The organism is Sporomusa termitida, assembly GCF_007641255.1.
Classification (GTDB): Bacteria; Bacillota; Negativicutes; order Sporomusales; family Sporomusaceae; genus Sporomusa; species Sporomusa termitida.
This window is the reverse complement of record NZ_CP036259.1, coordinates 3,034,685-3,054,454: the sequence shown is the minus strand read 5'-3', so window position 1 is coordinate 3,054,454 and position 19,770 is coordinate 3,034,685. Positions and strand designations below refer to the sequence as shown.

Genomic DNA, 19,770 nt, shown 5'->3' with positions numbered 1-19,770 from the left:
TGTGCTGCGGCAGAAGGGCGGTGTATAATAGAAATGTCGTCGTGGACAGCTAGACTGTTACGTGTAGGTGCTGCGTTCACCTTGCGCGGGCCTGGAAGTGCGGTAACACTTTCAGGTCACGGCGGCTTTTTAATTTCCACCTATTTCTAATTATAGCCTGTTTCCGGTAAATTGCAAGAAAAGATCAGCGAGACCGCCGGAGAATTTTCCGGCCGGGCCGGGGAACCGGATAAAAGTTTATACAGCACGGACAGCGGCGTGAATAATTTGACAAAACAGTAGTAAAAGTAGCATTATATAGTTTGTGAGTCGATTTATTTCCTGGGGTGGCAAGGCCGGCCTGGTGATCTAAAGAGAAATAAGGAGGAAAATAAGCGTGGACAATGAGGAGCAAGTGCAGCGCGGTCTGAAAAACCGGCATATCCAAATGATTGCGCTGGGCGGGGCGATTGGCACCGGCCTGTTTTACGGTTCAGCCTCAATGGTGCAAATGGCCGGCCCGGCGATCACGCTGGCGTATTTACTGGGCGGCAGCGTGATCTTTTTTATCATGCGGGCCTTAGGCGAGATGGCGGTCGAGCATCCTGTTTCCGGCTCCTTCAGTCAGTACGCGTATCAATACTGGGGCGAGCTGCCGGGGTTTATTGCCGGCTGGAATTATTGGTTTAATTATGTAATTGTACAGATGGTGGAATTATCGGTGGTGGGTATCTATATTAATTACTGGTATCCCGGTATTCCCACCTGGGTGTCGGCGCTGGTCTGTTTAATTGTGGTGACCTTTATTAATACCATTAATGTAAAGGCTTTTGGGGAAACTGAGTTTTGGTTTGCCATTATTAAGGTTCTGGCCATTATCGGCATGATTGTGTTTGGCCTGGCGATGATCCTGTTTGGGGTAGGCAACGGCGGCCAGCCTGTGGGGATCAGCAATTTATGGGTCCATGGCGGTTTTTTCCCAAATGGCTTGCAGGGGGTTGTTTTGTCGCTGGTGCTGGTTATGTTTTCCTTCGGCGGCGTAGAGCTGGTCGGAATTACGGCCGGCGAAGCGGAAAACCCGCACAAGACGATTCCCGCCGCCATCAATCAGATCGTATGGCGTATTCTGCTGTTTTATATAGGGGCGCTGACGGTTATTTTGATGATTTTCCCCTGGAATCAGATTGGCGCAACCGGCAGCCCCTTTGTGCAGATATTTTCCTATGTGGGCATTCCGGCCGCGGCCCATTTACTGAACTTCGTGGTCCTTACCGCCGCCGTATCGGCCTATAACAGTGCCCTGTACAGTAATGGCCGGATGCTGTACGGGCTGGCCAAACAGGGAAATGCCCCGAGAATGCTGGCTAAGCTGAATTCGGCAGGAACGCCGGTCAATGCTGTTTTGGTTTCCACAGGGTTTACCCTGATTACCGTGCTGCTGAGCTACCTTAATCCGGAAAAGGTCTTTTTATATTTGATGGCTGTGGCCACGATATCTATTATTATTAACTGGGCGACCATTGTGCTTGTTCAGCTGAAATTCCGCCAAGCCCAGGAGCAGGCCGCTAAGACGCCGGCGTTCAAGATGCCCTTGTATCCGCTGGCCTCTTATGTGAGTCTGGCATTTTTGACCGGCGTTGTCGGCATTATGGCCTATATGCCTGATTTGCGTTTTTCCGTATATATTGCCCCCGTCTGGCTGCTGTGCCTGTATATCGGTTATAAAGTAAAGAACTCGGCGCCGTAATCGTAAGCCGATTATATTTGCGCTGTTTACGTAATTTATTTCCGATGCATCTGCTGGTGGCGCCATAAATATAGAATAGCCGGCAGGGGCAAGAATTTTCTTTTTTACCGCTGAAAAAATATGCTATACTAATTATACAGGCTGCTCGGGGGACGGTTAGCCCCTTCCTTTTCAGGAGGGGGGGACGATGAGTATCTATGAAGCATTGACATTTGCTGTCGCATTTGCCACGCTTATGGTATTGGTCACGACCAAAAAGAAATAACCGCCCCTGTGCTCAAATAGTGGCGATTATTTCTTAATAACGTTAACTTGGGCTAACCGTTTTCCGGTTAGACAGCCTGCGGGCTGGCGTGTTTGGGCACGTCAGTCCTTTGCTTATATTATACCCATAGATTGAAAAATATGCAACCGGTCAGGAAAATCTCTGCCGACAGGGTGTAAATTACTTACTCCTGTATGAAAATAGATGCATTGACAAACAGTAGTGTATAAAACCGTTGACAGTTGGTTTATATATAAGGCTATAGTTTATAACGGCGCAACACCCAGCTGTGTCTTTGCTGCTTTGCCGGTTATTTTCAGAAACGAGGAGGATTGCTATGCTGTACAGAAGGTTTGGTAAAACGGGGGAAATGGTCTCGGCTCTGGGCTTTGGCTGTATGCGGCTGCCGGTTATCGGCAGCGACCCTACCCATATTGATGAGGAAAAGGCCAGCAGTATGATCCGGTACGCGATTGATGCCGGGGTCAACTATGTGGATACGGCGTATCCGTACCACGGCACCGGCTTTACCCAGGGGGGAGCAAGCGAGCCGTTTGTGGCCAAAGCCCTGCAAGACGGCTACCGGGACCGCGTCAAGCTGGCGACAAAACTCCCCAGCTGGCTGATTAAAACAAGGGCCGACATGGATAAGTACCTTAATGAGCAATTGACACGCCTGGAGACCGAGGCCATTGATTTTTACCTGGTACACTCGCTTAACAGCGGCACATGGCCTGTCCTAAAGGAAGCCGGCATCAGCGGGTTTTTGGACCAGGCAATCAAGGACGGCCGCATAAAATACGCCGGTTTTTCCTTCCATGATCAGGCTTCGCTGTTCAATGAAATCGTGGATTATTATGACTGGTCATTCTGCCAGATTCAGTATAATTATTTGGACGAGGAGTATCAGGCCGGCAAGCAAGGGTTAGAATATGCCGCCGCTAAAGACCTGGGGGTGGCGATCATGGAGCCTTTGCGGGGCGGCAATATCACTAATCTGCCCCCGGCTGCGCTGGCGGTGCTGGCAAAAGCAGACGTAAAACGAACACCGGCCGAATGGGCCCTGCGGTGGGTATGGAACCATCCGGAGGTGTCGGTGGTATTAAGCGGGATGTCGACGATGGAGCAGGTTGTGGAAAATGTAAAAATAGCCCAGGCCGCGGCGGCACGTTCGCTGACTGCCGGGGAACTGGGGTTAATTGAGGAAGTTAAAAGGATTTTTCAGGAGCGGATCAGGGTCAACTGCACGGCTTGCTCATACTGCATGCCTTGTCCGGCGGGGATCAATATTCCTAATTGTTTTGCGACATATAACGACCATCATGTTTTCGACGGTACGCCGGCAGCAAGGCAGCGCTATGCAATGCAGAGCAAATTAGCGGCGCCGGCATCCAAATGTGTGGAATGCGGCAAATGCGAGAGCCACTGTCCCCAGGGGATTAAAATCCGGGAAGAGTTAAAGAATATTACCGCCTTATTTGAATAGTTCAATGGCTTAGGTAAGTATTGGCAAAAAGCAGTAGTGGAAAATACTACTATGTCCGGGTATTGCAAAATTCCCGGCGCCAAAGCTGTGACAGCCTGTTGCGTCGCGGTTTCCAATACCAGGTCAATCATCCCGCCGGCCAGCCTCTTCTCAAGCTCGGCCGGCGATACGGCAGCAACCGTAGCCGGCATCGTTTTTATTCTTTCTCTATTGGCATCGTAAACACAGGTGACCTTAATGCCGGCCCGGAGTTTAGGCGTTCGAACAAATACTGGCCGATTGTGCCAAAACCAATCAAAGCAGCCTGCCTTTTCACATGGATCACTCCTTATAGAATAAGTTTTGTAAACAAGAGCCACCATTGTTTACAAAACTTATTTTTTTGCTTTAGTGTTTTAGGGGGATATTCTGATACTAACAGGTATATTTTATTGGCGATGTCTCTCCATTATCTGGATAAGGCGGTCAATGGCAGCAACAGCCGCCTGGTGATTTTGTGAGAAGTTTATGCGGAAGCTGCGGGTAAACTGTGAGCCAAATTCCGTTCCGGGGGTTACCGTGACACCGGCCTGAAGACGCAGAAGCTTTACAAATTCCTGGATGGTAACACCCAGGGCCGGCAGAGACGGGAAGAGATAACTGCCCGCCTCGGCGGTTCTTACGGCAATGCCGTCAACGGCGCGCAATTTTAAAAGCAAATTGTCGCGAATGGCCTGGTGCTGGGCAAGCCGCCGGCTCATCCAGCCTTGCGGTTCGGCAAACCAGCATTTCAGCACCGCCTGGCTGTAGCCGCCGGCGCGCAGCGAGACAATGGCCTGCAGCTTTTCCATACGATCAATGATTTTAGCGGCGCCAAATGCCACTCCCAGGCGGTAGCCGCTTAGGGATTCTGTTTTGGACGGTCCCATGATGGTAATTACCTTTTCGGGATCAATACGGTCCTGCGCACATAGATGCGTATAGGTTCGGCTTTCAAAGACCTGACGCGAGTACAGTTCGTCGGCAATGACGAAGACGCCGTACTTTTGCGCAAGATCCGCAATCGCCCATATCTCAGCGGGTGAATAGATTACGCCGGTGGGATTGTTAGGGTTAGAGAACAAAAAGAGTTTAACACCGTCTTTAAAAGCATTTTCAAGCTGGGTTAAGTCCAGACCTGCGCAGTCGCTTGTCTGAAAATAGTTCATCTGTACAGGCACAGTCTCACCGTCAAAAAATTCAACAAGCTTGCGGTTGGCAAAATAGTCGGGCATTACAATAGCAACTTTGTCACCTCTGGCGACAGTGGCGCCCATGGCCAGGAAAAGAGCCCCCTGTGTGCCGGGGGTGATAATAATGTTCCGGTCGGCATCAATCGCTGCACCAGTAAAACCGGCAAGCTTCAAAGCGGCATCCTCGCGCGTGCTTTTACTGCCGCGATATTCGGTATAAGCCTGCCTGCCGCCGAGATGAACACCGGCGGTAAAGACGTCCAGCGCGCCGGGAACCGGCGCAAAGGCGTCGACATCACCATGGGAAAAATCCACCGGCGCGCCGGCAAGCTTTTCTCCCGGCAGTTTAATTTCCTCCGTGTTTTGGCGCGTTTCCTGTCCGGGCGCGCTCTCGACACCGATTTTTAAAAATTTTTCATTAAGTAAGTCCAAGTGTCATTCCCCACTTCCTGTTTAATGGCGGTCAACCTTTGTGTTTTACAGCGGCAAATTTGCTTTGTGCTGCAATAGCAGGCTATATTATAATAATAGTAAGTTTTACCATTGGCTTCAAATACTTAAAATTATATAGAAATATATGATTTTATTTATATTGCAGAAGGAGTTTTATGCTGAAAAATATGGATTATGTATATGCGGTTTATGAAAATAAAAGCTTTTCCAAGGCGGCTCAGCAGCTATATATTTCGCAGCCGGCACTTAGTGCGGCCATTAAAAAGGTGGAAGAAGAAATTCAGCTGCCGCTTTTTGACAGAAGCTGCAATCCCATACAATTGACACCGGCAGGCGAGTACTATATTGAATCAACAGAAAAAATTATGGCAATAGAAAAGGAAATGGCGGCGCATTTCAACAGCTTGAGCAATCAGGGCACAGTGCATGTGGGCAGCGCTTCATTTTTCTGTGCATACATTCTGCCAACCATTGTGCAGGACTTTAAAGTGAGATTTCCGGGTTATTCGGTAAATCTGCTGGAAGCCAATGCGGACGATCTTGTCAAATGCCTGCGGTCAGGTATTGTTGATATTATCCTGGATGTGGAGAAATTAGATGCCAATAGCTTTAATCCCCGGGTGTGGGCGGCCGAACAAATTGTGCTGGCCGTACCGGCAGCTTATGAAATTAACCGCCGGCTGGCGAACTATCGTCTGACCTTTGCCGATATGGGCCGCGGCAGATACCGGGAGCAAACCTGCCCCCAGGTAAGCCTGAAACAATTTGAGCAGGAACCCTTTTTGCTGCTTGAAAAAGGAAACGATATGTATCAGCGGGGGTTGAAAATGTGCCGGCAGGCAGGTTTTGTTCCCAAAGTCGCCATGTATCTGGATCAAATGCTCACCGCCTATTATATTGCCTGCAGCGGCAAGGGAGTTACCTTTGTGCGGGCCGGAGTCACCCATTACCTGGAACCTACAAATAAATTGTTTTTTTATAAAACTGATGATGAAAATGCAGTTCGCAATATTATGCTGTATTGCAAAAAGTCACAGCCGCTCTCACAAATCGGTAACGATTTTATTAATTTCATGCAGGAGAGGGAGTTTGCCATGTAGCCGAAAAGCCGGTCTGCAGCGGCCGGTAAAAGGGGAAAGCCGACAATAAAAAGACAGCCTGACGACACGTGTCAGGCTTTCTTTTGTCGTTGAGGGACACCAGGCAGGGAGCTGCTATCCGGAGCTTGATCTACCAAGGAAAAATTGACAGGCAGGCATATTTTCAGATAATGATCCAGGATCGCCAGACTGGCAAGCGTGCTGGCCTTGGGGTATTTATGGGTTATTTTGTAGCAGATCCGCTCAGGGGGGGACTCGGAAAGATAGGAGATGCTGAATTCTCCTCTACTTTTGGCCATTCGTGCAACAGACAGGGGCACGATGGCCCATTGCTTATCCGAGTACAAAAAGGAAAAGATCAATTGGACGCAGTCCAGCCGGATACAGTTACTGTTTAAAGGGTCCCACCACTGGTCATGCCATATTTTATAACTGGGACCGGAGGCCAGAAACAGTTCATAATTTGAGTCCAGTTCACTGGGGTGCAGGACCCGGGACGCTGCGCCGCCGTCAGTGCAGGGGCGCAAAACCACCATTGGCTCACTGAATAATTTATCGACTAGAATTGTTGGATAGGATCTTTCCAGCAAAGTAAAACCGACATCAACCTGCCTGCGTTCGAGAAGGTCGTATAAATCCGGAGAATGAGAGGTGGTTACGCTCAACCGTATCTTGGGCCGGTGCTGGCATAAGGCGTGGTAAAGCGGCGGAAACAGAGCATAGTTGAGACTGTCCAGGGTACCCAGCGTCAGCAAAAGCCTGGGGTTTTCGGATTTAAGCGCCTGCGCCTGATTCCACAGAACGCTCCAGCGCTGGGCAATATCCAGAAACTCTTCGCCTGCAGGCGTCAAACGAATGGATTTGGAACCTTGGCCACGCTCAATCAGGGCCGTTCCCAGCTCGGACTCAAGGTCCTTTAACCGTTTGCTGACTGTCGACTGGGCCAGATTCAACTGCTCGGCGGCCCTGCTGATGTTCAGCATCCTTGCCACCGCCAGGAAAGCCTCCAGGCCAGCGTTATACATAATGCATTCCCCGCAATCTTATCGAATATTGGAATATGTTATATCCAAATATCTCATTTTACTTATAAGTTGAATTACATTAATATTAACTCAGCAAGAGAATTCAGTCAATAATGAGTATTTAGAATGGAGTGAAGAATATGCCCAAACGCGGCAATGAAAACGATATGATGGAAGCCTACTGGATTGGCCTGATGAGTTCTTCGGGTTATAGAAAGAAGGATTTAGCCAAGCCTGTTATCGGGATTGTCAATTCCTATACCGACGCCAACCCCGGTCATAAACCCTTTGCCGAACTGGTCAAGTATGTAAAAGAGGGAATCTGGGCTGCCGGGGGGACACCGGCCGAATTCGGGGTACCTGGCCCCTGCGACGGCATGGCGCAGGGGGCCGGCATGCATTACATACTGCCCCAGCGTGACCTGATTGCCGCCTCAGTAGAAACCATGGTTTCCGCTCATGGCTTTGACGGCCTGGTTTTCCTGGGATCATGCGATAAAATTATTCCCGGCATGTTGATGGCGGCCATCCATTTGGATCTGCCGGCATTGTTTCTGACCGCAGGTGCCATGCTGCCCTACGAAGATGGCGGCAAGATTTATTGCACAAGCGATCTAAAGGAAGCCATCGGCAAGTTTAACAAAGGCAAAATTGACGAAGAAACCTTTGACCGTTGGCGAACCAATATGTGCTCCTCTGCCGGTACCTGCTCCATGTATGGTACTGCGAACACTATGGGGGCATTGCTGGAGGCCACCGGTGTTGCACCGTTCGGTTCCTCCACCATGCTGTTCTGCGATGGGGAAAAGGGACGCCAGGCAAGAGATGTAGGCGAGCGTATCGTAGAGCTGGTGCAAGAGGGCCGGCCGTTTTCCACCTATATGAACGAGGTGGTACTGGCCAACGCCATTAAGCATGTTTCTGCTACCGGCGGCTCAACGAACGCCGTACTCCACAGCATGGCCATAGCTAAGGTAATGGGATCAAAACTAACCTTAAAGGATGTTGATGCCATACAGTCCTCAGTGCCGGTTATCGCTAAATTCAAGCCGTCCGCCGGGCTCAATATCAACGATTTTCATCGTGCGGGCGGAGTCCCGGCTGTGCTTGCCACAATACGCGATTATCTTGATTTGAATGTGCCTTTGGCGTTTGCCGGTACGACCCTGGGCGAATACCTGGATACATATAAAGGTAATATCGACCGGAACGTCATCCATTCTGTGGACGACGCCCTGTATGCCGACGGTTGTTTTGCCGTTTTGTCCGGCAACCTGGCGCCTTTAGGCGCCGTGGTCAAAAAAAGCGGTGTGGAGCCGCAGATGCAGCATCACGTCGGCCCGGCCGTAGTTTTCAACTCGGAGGAAGAAGTGCGGGATTATCTTCTCAATAAGAAAGTTGAGCCGGGTTCGGTACTTGTCATCCGTTACGAGGGCCCCCAGGGCGGACCGGGTATGAGAGAACTGTCGATACCGGCTGCCATGCTGGTCGGCATGGGATTACACACCTCGGTGGCGATGGTCACTGACGGACGTTTCTCGGGAGCCACCCGGGGACCCTGTGTAGGTCATGTTGCGCCGGAAGCCTGGGCCGGCGGTCCGTTAGCCCTGGTTAAAGACGGTGATATTATCGAAATCGATCTGAATAAGAATTTGCTCAACCTTCAGGTTGCGCCGGAGGAGCTGGAACGGCGCAAAGACGAAGTGCAAAAACCCGTGCGCAAACTGAAGGGTGTTCTGGCCGCTTACCGGGCTGGTGTGGCGGGAGCCGAGCAAGGAGCAGTTTGGCTCTACCGGGATGATTGGCAAGAATAATTGTCGTTTCATAGTACTGTACACATAATTTAGGAGGCGATTTAGTTGGCCGGAAATAGCGTAGGTGTGAATACAAAATGGTGTAAGAGCTGCGGTATCTGCGTTGCCTACTGTCCGAAAAAAGTATTTGCCTTAACCGAGAAAAAAAAGTTGATTATTGACAAAGAAGACGAATGCGTTGCCTGTAAAATGTGTGAGTACCGGTGCCCGGATCTCGCAATAACGATTACCGGGAAGGAGAATCAAGCGAATGGCTAACAACAAACTGATGCAAGGCAATCAGGCCTGCGCCCTGGGGGCCATAAAAGCCGGCGTCAAGTTCTGTGCCGGCTATCCCATCACCCCTTCTTCAGAAATTATGGAAGTACTGGCGGAAGAACTGCCTGACGCCGGCGGAAAATTTATCCAGATGGAAGACGAAATTGCCAGCATGGGGGCGATTATCGGCGCATCCGTTATGGGTACAAAATCATTAACCTGTACCAGCGGACCGGGCTTTGACCTTAAGCAGGAGAATATTGCCTTTGCCGCCATGGCCGAGATTCCCGCCATCATTGTTGATGTTCAGCGCAGCGGTCCCAGCACCGGCGGTGCGACTATATGCGCGCAGGGGGACTTGTTGCAGGCCAAATACGGCCGGTCAGGAGACTGTCCGACCATTGCCCTTTATCCTAACTCGGTGCAAGAAATTTATAAAACCACCATCCGGGCGTTCAACCTGTCGGAGAAATATATGATGCCCGTAATCCTGCTGCTGGATGAGACCATTGGCCATATGCGGGAAAACATCAATCTTGCTGAGTATGAGAATGTTGAAATTATTAACAGGAAGCTCCCGGCAGTACCGCCGGAGGAATATCATCCCTACCAGCCGGATGAGTCCGGGGTCGTAAGGCTGATGCCGTTCGGCAACGACCAAAACTACCGTTATGTTATTAACGGCATGCATCATACCATTGACGGCATGCCCAGCCTCACCAAAGATGCCATCCATAATTCCATAGAACGAATTAACGGCAAGATAGAGCGGAACAAAGAAGACATTTGGGAATGGGAAGAAATTGCCACCGCAGACGCCGATACGTTAATCATTGCCTGCGGCTGTGTGTCCCGCTCGGCGATAGAAGCGGTAAAAGCCGCCCGGGCAAAGGGGCATAAGGTGGGCCTGTTCCGGCCGGTCACCATCTGGCCTTTTATTGACGAACCTCTTAAGAAACTGCTGAAAAAGGTAAAGACCGTTATTGTTCCGGAAATGAACCGGGGGCAACTGGTACACAAAATCAAAGAACTTGTCGATACCAGCGTGGAGATAAGGCAGTTGAATATCTTTGATGGCTCGCTAATAATGCCGGAGCAAATCATTAAGGTAGTTGAGGGGGTAGCTTTAAATGAGTAGCCGCGATTATATCAAAGAAGACCAATTTCCCCTGTTTACTTGTCCCGGCTGTACCCATGGCACGGTGATCAATGCGTTTGTAAGAGCAGCCGACGAACTGCAGCTGGACCGCGGCAAAACGGTGATTGTCTGTGCCATCGGCTGCGCCGGCCGGACGCCGACCTATCTGGATTTTAACGTGCTGCGGGTTACCCACGGCCGGGCGCTGGCGTTTGCCACCGGCATAAAATTGGCCAGGCCCGATGTTAAGGTCATTGTCTTCATGGGCGACGGCGACGCCCTGGCTATTGGCGGCAATCATTTTATCCATGCCGCCAGAAGGAACATTGATATTACCTCGGTTGTATTCAGAAACGAGATATATGGCATGACCGGGGGCCAGTATTCACCGACAACACCGGTTGGGCACAAAGCGACAACGGCTCCCTACGGCATGATCGAACCCAGCTTTGACACCTGTGAACTGGCGGCCAGCGCCGGCGCCACCTATGTGGCCCGCGGGGATGTCTATAATGTGGGCAACCTGTATAAGGTTATGAAAGCCGCCTTACAGCACAAAGGCTTTGCCGTTGTCGAGGCGCTGACGAGCTGTCCCATACAATTCGGCCGGCGCAACAAACTGGCTGATCCGGCCAAGATGGTGGAACGGATAAAAAATATGGTGGTTACCAAAACCGCGGCGGAAAAACTGCCGCCGGCAGAGCTGGCGGAAAAGTTTGTTATCGGTGAGTTTGTCAATACCCGCAAGCTTGAACTTACCGAAAGGTATGCCAAGCTGTTGGACAGGCGTAAAAAAGACACGGAAGTCGTAATCACCATGGGCTGAACCGTCCGGTGACATCCAGTAAAGCTAGGAGGAATAGACTTGTGATAAAGGCTGATAAGATCGAAATGCGGTTCAGCGGCTTTGGCGGGCAGGGGGTTGTCCTGGCCAGCATAATTTATGGCAATGCCCTGGCTAAGGAAGGCTTCAATGTCATTCAGACCCAGGCGTATGGCATCGAGGCCCGCGGCGGCGCTTCCAGCGGTGAAGTCATTTACAGTAAAGCAATTATCAATCATTTGCATGTAACGGCGCCGGATGTACTTTTAGCTCTTTCCCAGGAAGCCTGTGATAAATATGTCAAGGATGTACGCGCCGGCGGCATCGTTATTTGTGATTCCTACTATATTGATGTGCTGCCGCACAGACAGGACATAGAGGTATATGCAGCGCCCTTAACCGAAATCGCCATCAACGAAATGGGCAGAGAGTTATTCACCAACACTCTTTCGCTTGGCTTCATCAACGGCATCATGAATAACGTGAAACTGGAAAACCTCATGGCCGCACTTGTTGATCAGGTGGGGAACAAGTCAAAGGAAGAAAACAGCCGGGCGCTGGCGCTGGGCTATCAAAAAGCGCAAGCACTTTTAAAGAAGTAGTTATAGGGGTGAAAATACATGAAATTATATGAGTTCCAAGGTAAAGCGCTTTTTAACAAGGGCGGCATTAAAACACCGGAAGGCACTGTAATCCATAGCACTGCCGAAATACCGGATAAAACTTATGCCGTATCCTATCCCGCCATGGTAAAGGCGCAGGTTCTGGCCGGCGGGCGGGGCAAAGCAGGTGGTGTGAAACGGGCCATGAATCCGCAGGCAGCGGCGGGCTTCACCGGACAACTGTTAGGGGCGGATCTCAAGGATTGTAAAATTGACGCCATTCTTATCGAAGAATGTGTTCCTTTTGTGGAAGAGTACTACCTATCAATCACTCTGGACAGCGCCAGCAGAATGCCGGTGGTTATTTTCAGCAAACATGGCGGCGTCGATATTGAAGAGGTGGCTGCAACCCAGCCGGAAAGAATTGCCAAAGTTAGCATTGACCCGCTTATTGGTCTGCAAGACTTCTATTTTGAAGCTATCTTCAGGAAGGCCGAGCTCGCGGAGCCTGAAATTAAGAAACGGATCAAAGAGGTTATAACTTCTCTTTATGCTCTATTTAACGACTATGACTGCATGCTGGTGGAAATTAATCCGCTGATGAAATTGCAGGACGGCAGCATTATTGCGGCCGACGCCAAGGTAGATATTGATGACAGCGGTGTTTACCGTCATCCGGATTTAGTTGTCTGGCGGGAAGAAATGGCTGTCGGCGAGCTGATAAAACAGGCCAAGGCTGTGAACTTCCTGTATATTGATTGCGAGCCGGACGGTACGGTAGGGGTCATCAGTAATGGTTCCGGTATGATTATGTCCTGTGTTGACTGGATTACGAAGCAAGGCGGCAAAGTGGCCTGCGCGCTGGATCTGGGCGGCGGCGCAACGGCTGACAGAGTGGCCGAGGGCATTCGGATACTGGCCCAGAATCCCAGCGTCAAAGCCATCCTGATCAGTATTTTCGGCGGGATAACCCGTTGTGACGAGATCGCCGGCGGCATCATCAAAGCAGTTGAAAAAATTCCTGTTCCGATTGTGGCTAAACTGGATGGCACAAACAAAGAAGCAGGCATGAAACTGCTGGTTGATGCTAACAGAACAGATATTACAATCGGTTATAGCATCAAAGAAGCAGCGGAAAAAGTTCTAAAAGCGCAAAACTGATGACTTGATTGTTAGTAAGGAGTGTTGATAGTGAGTATTTTGGTTGATTCGTCAACAAGATTAATCGTGCAGGGTATTACCGGCCGCGAGGGTTCTTTTCACACCAAAAGGATGTTGGAATACGGCACAAATGTAGTTGCCGGCGTTACCCCCGGTAAGGGCGGCCAGACGGTGGAAGGTATACCTGTCTTTAATTCCGTCGAAGAAGCGGTAAAGGAAACAGAGGCCAACGCCGCCGTACTGTTCGTACCGCCGCAGCGGACGCTGGACGCCATTTTGGAACAAATTGCCGCCGGCGTTAAGCTGGTTATTACAATCGCCGAAGGCGTGCCGGTCAAAGATATGCGCACCCTTTATCATCTTAACCGAGCGCATAAGGAGCTAATGATTGTCGGACCCAATTCCTTTGGCGTGATATCGCCGGGAAAAGGCAAGGCGGGGTTCATGGACCACAGCATTTACAGCGAAGGCCCGGTGGGATTAATGTCCCGCAGTGCTACAAACTCCTATGAAACTGTGAATGAAATGACCAAGAACGGGATCGGTCAGTCCACTTGCGTGGGCGTGGGCGGTGACGTAATCCCCGGCACCTCGTTTGTCAAGCTGTTGCCGATGTTCGAACAGGACGAACAAACGAAAGCCATTGTTTTGATTGGCGAGATTGGCGGCACTGATGAAGAGACAGCGGCCAGCTATATAAAAAATCACATGAAAAAACCGGTTATAGCCTATATTGCCGGCAGGCACGCCCCCAAAGGCAAAGTAATGGGGCATGCGGGCGCCATTGTCGGTGCGGATGGCGCGGGCAGCGCCGAAGCCAAAATTGATATCCTGACTGCCGCTGGTGTGCGTATTGCCGACAGCCCGGCTCAGATCGTCGAACTGTTAAAACAAGTATTATAATGCAGCAGGCAGTGTGTAGGCCGTATAAAAAAGGAAAAATGTATTTTATGCGGTCTATTCGCTTATTCTCGCAGCAATATGATTACGCCTTTCCCCGGGGAAGCGGTCATGGTTGTATTAGGCACAGCAAGCAAAAAGGAGAACAGTATGATACATATTTTGGTGATGTTGGTGACGTTGGGGATTGTCGTAATTCTCCTGCAGAAAAAAGTTAATCTTGGCAATGCGATGCTAGCCGGTTCCTGTTTTTTATTTCTTACATCGTCACCACACTGGTCAACCTTGGAACTGGCGGCTGGCAATCTGTTTTTCAGCGCAAGCACCTGGGAAATATTATTCGCCTTATATTTAGTTATGTGCTTGGAATATCAGCTGCGGACAACCGGGATTATTGACGGATTCATGACTGTTTCCCGTGTCCTCTTAAAAAGTGATAAAGTGCTGCTGCCGCTGATGCCGGCTTTTTTAGGCTTTTTGCCGTCCTTAGGCGGTGCTATTTTTTCTGCGCCGCTGGTGGAAGCGGCCGGGAAGCCGTACTCGCTTTCACAGGAACGAAAAACAGCCATTAATTATTGGTTCCGGCATTCGTGGGAATGTACCAATCCGATTATACCAGCATTATTGTTGGCAAGTAATATTGCCAATGTGCCGTTGGGAAACCTTATCGCCAATATGCTTTGGGTTACCGGTTTATGGCTGTTCATTGGCTGGTTTTACTACATTTACCCGCTGGAAAGTCGGGTAAGTGCAAATTCAATGGAGAGCCCGCTGGAGCAAGCACATAGTTATCGTTATTTATTGCTGGCAGGTGGTCCGATTATTGCCAATTTAATCATGGTGATTGGCTTTAAGCTGAGTCCGGCAATAGCTATGTTTCTGGTAGTTGCCGCTATGACGGTGGTACTCCGCTTACCTTTGGCGAATATAACCGGTATGCTAAAACATGCTTTTGCCTATAAATTGCTCTGGGGAGTAACCGGTATCTTATTTTTTCAATATGTACTGACAGCGACCGGAATTATCGGCGAAGTGGCAGCGATTCTGCAACAATCCGGTGTGCCTGTAGTGATGGTTATCAGTATCGTCGGTTTTACGGCCGGTTTACTTACCGGTTCCTCACAAGGGGCTGTGGCCATTGCTTTTCCCCTTGTTGCCGCCGTTGCGAGCCAAAACGTTTCTGTAGCTGTCATTGCCTATATTGCCAGTTTTGTTGGACATATGCTCTCGCCGGCCCACTTATGCCTCTTGGTAACCCTGGATTACTTTAAAGCCGATTTTTTGAGATCCCAGCGAAGTATTGTCATGCTGTCTCTTTTCCTGCTGTTGGTTCTGACAATCAAAGCAACTGTTTAATGCGATGTAATAGAACACCGCAGATTCAAATATATTAGGGTCGGTTATCGAAAGCGGCTTAACACTACGAAAAACTTGGAATATTCCTAGGCTACCCCTTATTAAAGCTCACTATATAGGGATAGTCTGCTTGTTATGCCTGTTTTTAGAGTAAAAAATAAGATTTAGGGCTTGACTTTCATTAGATGGTCTTTGTTTTTACTTTCAACACTAACTAACATATTCTAAATAGTGATAAGTTAAATCGAAATAAGTCGTTTTACAAATATCAAATTTCACTATATATTGAAAATATAACAAATTTTTTGTCAATATTAACTATCAGGAGGAATTTGGATGGAAAAATTACTGGAACAAATTCGGAGTGCGATATGGGAGCATGATGCAAAAAAAGTAAAAGCACTGACAGAGCAAGCAGTTGCCGAAAAAATTGAGGTAACCACGATTGTTAATCACGGGTTGGTTGAAGGCATGAACCAGATTGGAGAAAAATTTAAAAGCGGTAATGTATTTATCCCGGAAGTTTTGATTTCAGCTCGGGCAATGATGGCAGGCATGGCGGTTGTTAAGCCCTTATTGTTAGAGGCCGGAGTTAAGGAAAAAGGCCTGCTGGTGATTGGCGCTGTGAAGGAAGACCTTCATGATATCGGTAAAAACATCGTCACAATTATGTTCGAAGGTGCGGGCTATAAAGTGGTTGATCTGGGACTTGACGTGTCAACAGAAAAATATATTAGTGCCATAGACGAGCACAAACCAGATTTTGTTGGTCTTGCGGCGCTATTGACAACGACAATGCCGCATATGCGCGATACCACCAAAGCCATTAAGGAAAAATATCCTCATATAAAAGTTATTGTCGGCGGGGCACCGATTACCCAGGCCTTTGCCAATGAAATCGGGGCCGATATTTATGCTGGTGATGCGGCAATGGCTGTCGAGCGAGCCAATGTGGTATTTGAAAACTAATCGAAAGGAGAATTCATCTTGCTTATAATTGGAGAAAAGCTGAACAGCAGTATCCCGAGTGCGGCGGCAGCCATTGAAAAACGTGATAAGGCGTTTGTTCAGAAACTGGCTTTAGAGCAGGTTGCGGCTGGGGCTGATGTAATTGACGTCAATGCCGGCACCTTTCTAACACAAGAAGTGGAACTGCTTGCCTGGCTGGTAGAGACAGTCCAGGAAGCGGTCGAGGTTCCTCTTTGCATTGACAGTCCCAATGTACTGGCTTTGCAGGCTGCTTTGCCATTAGCGCGTCAGAAACCTATTGTGAATTCAATTTCAGCAGAGGAAGCCCGCTATCAAAGTGTTATACCGTTAATTAAGAAAGCTAAAGCCGGGGTTATAGCCCTGGTTATGGATGACCAAGGCATTCCGTCTACTACTGAAGAGCGGATGGTCATAGCCCGCCGCTTGGTTGAAAGACTGACGCAGGACGGAGTTCAGCGGGATGACATCTATCTGGATGTTATGGTTCAACCGATAGGAACCGAAAGTACGTCGGGAAAGGTTGCCCTGGAAACTGTTCAGTGCATTCACCGTGAATTAAAGGGGGTTCATATTACTTGCGGATTAAGTAATGTATCATTTGGCTTACCCAAGCGGCGGCTACTAAATCAGGCATATGCGATTGCCCTTACCGCGAACGGGATGGACGCCTTGTTTATTGATCCGCTTGATGAAAAGCTGATGGCCTTAATACACAGTATGAATGCTTTGATGGGAAGCGACGAATTTTGCTGTGATTATTTAGCTGCTTACCGGGAGGGTAAACTGGGATAATTAGACTGTTTTAAAGCTGAGAGGAGAATGAGAAGATGATGACACACCGTGAGAGAATGTTAGCTACCCTGCGGGGTGAGCCAACTGACCGTTTGCCTATGGTTCCACGTCTGGATATATGGTACAAGGGTAATAAAGCCAAAGGTACCCTGCCTGACAAATACCGCAATGCCACTCTTAAGGAAATTTTGCTGGATTTGGACGTAGGCTATCATACCGCAATCCCTGATTACAATATTTACGGTGATTCCCTGGACATCGTTGACAGGGCGCTGGGGCTTTGGGGCACAGACACACTGCCGTGGAAGCATTCGTTCCGCAACATCAAGCGCAATATTTCTTACTGTGGCGATACGACCAAGGTCGAATATATTACACCCTATGGTAATATAACCACCGCAACCGTTTTTGATGAATCAATGCGTAAGGCGGGCATTACTATTTCCCACGTTTCGGAAAAGGCGATTAAGAGTGTTGCGGATTATGAAGCGGTTGGCTATATTTTTGAAAATATTGAGATTCAGCCGAATTATGAGTATCTTGCGGAATTCAAAGAGTATGTGGGCGATTTGGGGGTAATCTGCGGCAGAGCGGCCCAGGGTTCCCCCATGCATGAAATTTTACATGAGTTGATGCCTTATGATCAGTTCTTTTATGCTTACTATGATCATGAAGAAGAGTTGAAAAAGCTTGCCGGGCAAATGACGCCTTATTATGAACAGGTTCTTGATGTAACGATAAAAAGTCCGGCTGACTGGATCTATTCCGGCGCCAACTACGATGTCCAGATAACATGGCCGGCTTTTTTTGCAGGTCATATACTGCCATATTTGTCGACCGCGGTTGACAAAGCACATGCCGGCGGTAAATTTCTGATGACACATACAGACGGGGAAAATAAAAGCTTATTGCCCTACTATTCACAGGCTAAATTTGATATTGCCGATTCCATTTGTCCGGCGCCCATGACTTCCCATACGCTTGCCGAAATCAGAGCGGCCTTTGATGGGCAAATAACCATCTGGGGTGGTATTCCGGCTGTATCCGTTTTAGAAAGCAGTATGTCTGACTATGAATTTGACAAATTTATTGACGACCTGTTTTTGCAGATGGGCAAGGGTGATCACCTGATTTTAAGTATAGCTGACACGGCTCCCACGGCCATGAAGTTCTCCCGTCTGGAAAGAATTATTAAAATTGCCAAAGAATTCGGACCGGTAAATCCATAATTTGTATAATTACATGAATTGGCTTAACAAGGATTTTGTTACAAATGGTTACAAAATATAAAATGTTTTTAGAATATTTGCAAAAAGGAGATAGGGATTAAATATGGGAAATGCCGGAAACAGTGTAACGAAAAAAACAAATGTCCGCTATGTCATGTTGGCTATGCTGTTTATAGTCACCACTTTCAATTATGTTGATCGGACAACTCTTTCCATTGCCGCACCTATTATCAGCAAGGATCTGGGAATGGATGCAGTGTCCATGGGATTAGCGTTCTCCGCTTTTGGCTGGGCATACACCTGGTTTCAGATACCCGGCGGCTTGGTATTGGACAAGTGGGGTTCGCGGCTGGTTTATGGCTGGGGATTGTTAATGTGGTCGATCTTTACCTTTTTGCAGGGGTTTTCAACCGGTTTTCTAATGTTATTTGTTTTGCGGTTTCTTATGGGGCTATTTGAGGCACCGGCGTTTCCCGCCAATAGCCGTATTGCGGCGATGTGGTTTCCGGTTCAGGAACGCGGCTTTGCGACGGCAATTTTCAGTTCGGCCCAATATTTTGCACTGGCTGCGTTTACTCCGCTGATGGCCTGGATTCTGTCAAGCTATGGCTGGCCGTATGTATTTTATTTCAGCGGCCTTGCGGGAATTCTGATAGCGCTGATCTGGTTTAAAGTAGTCCGTGACCCTCATGAGCATAAAGGTGTAAATCAGGCAGAGCTTGATCATATCCGTCAAGGCGGCGGCTTAGCGGATATCGGCGCACAAAAAACCCCGGTGACCTGGGCCAACGTTAAGGTGCTGATCACCAACCGGCAGATGATCGGGATATATCTTGCTCAATTCTGTGTGGTTACCATTACCTGGTTCTTTCTGACCTGGTTTCCCACTTATTTGGTCACTGTCAAAGGGATGTCCATTTTAAAAGTGGGTATCTATGCCGCTATTCCAGCTATAGCAGGTTTTATCGGCGGTGTGTTGGGCGGAACCTGGTCGGATTGGCTGCTCAAACGGGGGCATTCCCTTACCTTTTCACGAAAGTTTATCATCGTTTTGGGATTGGTTATGTCCAGCAGTATCATTTTGTGCAACTATGTTGAATCAGAGATCGTGGTTATTGCTATTATGTCACTAGCCTTTTTCTCCAAAGGACTGGGGGCACTAGGCTGGTGTGTAGTAGGTGATACCTCGCCTAAGGAAATGGTGGCATTGAGTGGCGGGATTTTCAATTTTTGTGGTCAGATGGCCAGCATCGCCACGCCGATCGTTATTGGTTATATTTTGTATGCTACGAATTCATTTGAGTTAGCGTTGGTATATGTAGGAACTTTGGCGCTGCTTGGTGCCCTATGCTATCTGTTTATTGTGCAGGACATTGAGCGGGTAGTGCTGCCAGGGAACGGAAATAAATAGTTACCTGCCCCAGTTGAATTGCTAATGTCA

At 48.8% G+C, this 19,770-nt stretch carries 18 protein-coding genes; 16 read left to right on the top strand and 2 right to left on the bottom strand.

Translation table 11 applies throughout. The annotated features are described in order from the left end of the window. The first annotated feature begins 427 nt into the window (after positions 1 to 427). The 3 genes from SPTER_RS14400 to SPTER_RS14390 all read left to right on the top strand — a co-directional run bounded on the left by SPTER_RS14400 (position 428) and on the right by SPTER_RS14390 (position 3,699). Positions 428 to 1,726, top strand: coding sequence for an amino acid permease (locus SPTER_RS14400; protein ID WP_144352912.1), 1,299 nt, complete (start codon positions 428 to 430; stop codon positions 1,724 to 1,726). A 602-nt stretch (positions 1,727 to 2,328) separates the two neighbouring features. Continuing rightward, positions 2,329 to 3,477 carry an aldo/keto reductase gene (locus tag SPTER_RS14395; RefSeq protein ID WP_144351030.1) on the top strand — a complete coding sequence of 383 codons (1,149 nt, stop codon included), beginning with the start codon at positions 2,329 to 2,331 and terminating at the stop codon, positions 3,475 to 3,477. A gap of 36 nt (positions 3,478 to 3,513) precedes the next feature. After that, the gene (locus SPTER_RS14390; protein ID WP_144351029.1) at positions 3,514 to 3,699 is read left to right on the top strand and encodes a hypothetical protein; all 186 of its coding nucleotides are present in this window, start codon (positions 3,514 to 3,516) and stop codon (positions 3,697 to 3,699) included. 206 nt (positions 3,700 to 3,905) lie between these two features. Here SPTER_RS14390 and SPTER_RS14385 read toward each other — a convergent pair whose 3' ends face one another. After that, the gene (locus tag SPTER_RS14385; RefSeq protein WP_144351028.1) at positions 3,906 to 5,120 is read right to left on the bottom strand and encodes a pyridoxal phosphate-dependent aminotransferase; all 1,215 of its coding nucleotides are present in this window, start codon (positions 5,118 to 5,120) and stop codon (positions 3,906 to 3,908) included. A 176-nt stretch (positions 5,121 to 5,296) separates the two neighbouring features. On the opposite strand from SPTER_RS14385, the gene SPTER_RS14380 reads away from it, so the two are divergent. Further along, positions 5,297 to 6,241: a LysR family transcriptional regulator gene (locus tag SPTER_RS14380; RefSeq protein WP_144351027.1), complete on the top strand. Its 945-nt coding sequence runs from the start codon at positions 5,297 to 5,299 to the stop codon at positions 6,239 to 6,241. Positions 6,242 to 6,312: 71 nt separating this feature from the next. On the opposite strand, the gene SPTER_RS14375 is transcribed toward SPTER_RS14380, so the two are convergent. Further along, positions 6,313 to 7,266 (bottom strand): LysR family transcriptional regulator, encoded by a 954-nt coding sequence (locus tag SPTER_RS14375; RefSeq protein ID WP_144351026.1) that lies wholly within the window; start codon positions 7,264 to 7,266, stop codon positions 6,313 to 6,315. A 140-nt stretch (positions 7,267 to 7,406) separates the two neighbouring features. Here SPTER_RS14375 and ilvD point away from each other — a divergent pair, with 140 nt between their 5' ends. The 12 genes from ilvD (at position 7,407) to SPTER_RS14315 (ending at position 19,740) form a co-directional block, all read left to right on the top strand. Further along, a complete protein-coding gene (gene ilvD, locus SPTER_RS14370; protein WP_144351025.1) occupies positions 7,407 to 9,080 on the top strand; it encodes a dihydroxy-acid dehydratase in 1,674 nt (557 codons plus the stop codon). A gap of 45 nt (positions 9,081 to 9,125) precedes the next feature. Beyond that, positions 9,126 to 9,338 (top strand): 4Fe-4S dicluster domain-containing protein, encoded by a 213-nt coding sequence (locus SPTER_RS14365; RefSeq protein WP_144351024.1) that lies wholly within the window; start codon positions 9,126 to 9,128, stop codon positions 9,336 to 9,338. Further along, positions 9,331 to 10,476 carry a 2-oxoacid:acceptor oxidoreductase subunit alpha gene (locus SPTER_RS14360; protein ID WP_144351023.1) on the top strand — a complete coding sequence of 382 codons (1,146 nt, stop codon included), beginning with the start codon at positions 9,331 to 9,333 and terminating at the stop codon, positions 10,474 to 10,476. The genes SPTER_RS14365 and SPTER_RS14360 overlap by 8 nt, the downstream gene beginning before the upstream one ends. After that, positions 10,469 to 11,302 carry a thiamine pyrophosphate-dependent enzyme gene (locus tag SPTER_RS14355; protein WP_144351022.1) on the top strand — a complete coding sequence of 278 codons (834 nt, stop codon included), beginning with the start codon at positions 10,469 to 10,471 and terminating at the stop codon, positions 11,300 to 11,302. The genes SPTER_RS14360 and SPTER_RS14355 overlap by 8 nt, the downstream gene beginning before the upstream one ends. 41 nt (positions 11,303 to 11,343) lie before the next feature. Continuing rightward, positions 11,344 to 11,901 (top strand): 2-oxoacid:acceptor oxidoreductase family protein, encoded by a 558-nt coding sequence (locus SPTER_RS14350; RefSeq protein WP_144351021.1) that lies wholly within the window; start codon positions 11,344 to 11,346, stop codon positions 11,899 to 11,901. Positions 11,902 to 11,919: 18 nt separating this feature from the next. Beyond that, positions 11,920 to 13,062, top strand: coding sequence for an ADP-forming succinate--CoA ligase subunit beta (gene sucC, locus SPTER_RS14345; RefSeq protein ID WP_144351020.1), 1,143 nt, complete (start codon positions 11,920 to 11,922; stop codon positions 13,060 to 13,062). Between the two features lie 30 nt (positions 13,063 to 13,092). Then, positions 13,093 to 13,965: a succinate--CoA ligase subunit alpha gene (gene sucD / locus SPTER_RS14340; protein WP_144351019.1), complete on the top strand. Its 873-nt coding sequence runs from the start codon at positions 13,093 to 13,095 to the stop codon at positions 13,963 to 13,965. 147 nt (positions 13,966 to 14,112) lie between these two features. Beyond that, positions 14,113 to 15,318: a DUF401 family protein gene (locus tag SPTER_RS14335; RefSeq protein ID WP_144351018.1), complete on the top strand. Its 1,206-nt coding sequence runs from the start codon at positions 14,113 to 14,115 to the stop codon at positions 15,316 to 15,318. A gap of 336 nt (positions 15,319 to 15,654) precedes the next feature. Then, on the top strand, positions 15,655 to 16,287 hold the full coding sequence (locus SPTER_RS14330) for a cobalamin B12-binding domain-containing protein (protein WP_144351017.1): 633 nt from the start codon (positions 15,655 to 15,657) through the stop codon (positions 16,285 to 16,287). Between the two features lie 18 nt (positions 16,288 to 16,305). Further along, a complete protein-coding gene (locus SPTER_RS14325) occupies positions 16,306 to 17,100 on the top strand; it encodes a dihydropteroate synthase (RefSeq protein WP_144351016.1) in 795 nt (264 codons plus the stop codon). A 35-nt stretch (positions 17,101 to 17,135) separates the two neighbouring features. Next, on the top strand, positions 17,136 to 18,329 hold the full coding sequence (locus SPTER_RS14320; RefSeq protein ID WP_144351015.1) for a uroporphyrinogen decarboxylase/cobalamine-independent methonine synthase family protein: 1,194 nt from the start codon (positions 17,136 to 17,138) through the stop codon (positions 18,327 to 18,329). Positions 18,330 to 18,432: 103 nt separating this feature from the next. Beyond that, complete coding sequence (locus SPTER_RS14315; RefSeq protein ID WP_144351014.1) at positions 18,433 to 19,740, top strand: MFS transporter; 1,308 nt, start codon at positions 18,433 to 18,435, stop codon at positions 19,738 to 19,740. Positions 19,741 to 19,770: the final 30 nt, after the last annotated feature.

Coding starts and splice junctions, on each gene's coding strand:
- SPTER_RS14400 (WP_144352912.1), top strand. CDS start 428: ATGATTGCGCTGGGCGGGGCGATTGGCACCGGCCTGTTTTACGGTTCA.
- SPTER_RS14395 (WP_144351030.1), top strand. CDS start 2,329: ATGCTGTACAGAAGGTTTGGTAAAACGGGGGAAATGGTCTCGGCTCTG.
- SPTER_RS14380 (WP_144351027.1), top strand. CDS start 5,297: ATGCTGAAAAATATGGATTATGTATATGCGGTTTATGAAAATAAAAGC.
- SPTER_RS14375 (WP_144351026.1), bottom strand. CDS start 7,266: ATGTATAACGCTGGCCTGGAGGCTTTCCTGGCGGTGGCAAGGATGCTG.
- ilvD (WP_144351025.1), top strand. CDS start 7,407: ATGCCCAAACGCGGCAATGAAAACGATATGATGGAAGCCTACTGGATT.
- SPTER_RS14360 (WP_144351023.1), top strand. CDS start 9,331: ATGGCTAACAACAAACTGATGCAAGGCAATCAGGCCTGCGCCCTGGGG.
- SPTER_RS14355 (WP_144351022.1), top strand. CDS start 10,469: ATGAGTAGCCGCGATTATATCAAAGAAGACCAATTTCCCCTGTTTACT.
- sucC (WP_144351020.1), top strand. CDS start 11,920: ATGAAATTATATGAGTTCCAAGGTAAAGCGCTTTTTAACAAGGGCGGC.
- SPTER_RS14335 (WP_144351018.1), top strand. CDS start 14,113: ATGATACATATTTTGGTGATGTTGGTGACGTTGGGGATTGTCGTAATT.
- SPTER_RS14330 (WP_144351017.1), top strand. CDS start 15,655: ATGGAAAAATTACTGGAACAAATTCGGAGTGCGATATGGGAGCATGAT.
- SPTER_RS14320 (WP_144351015.1), top strand. CDS start 17,136: ATGATGACACACCGTGAGAGAATGTTAGCTACCCTGCGGGGTGAGCCA.
- SPTER_RS14315 (WP_144351014.1), top strand. CDS start 18,433: ATGGGAAATGCCGGAAACAGTGTAACGAAAAAAACAAATGTCCGCTAT.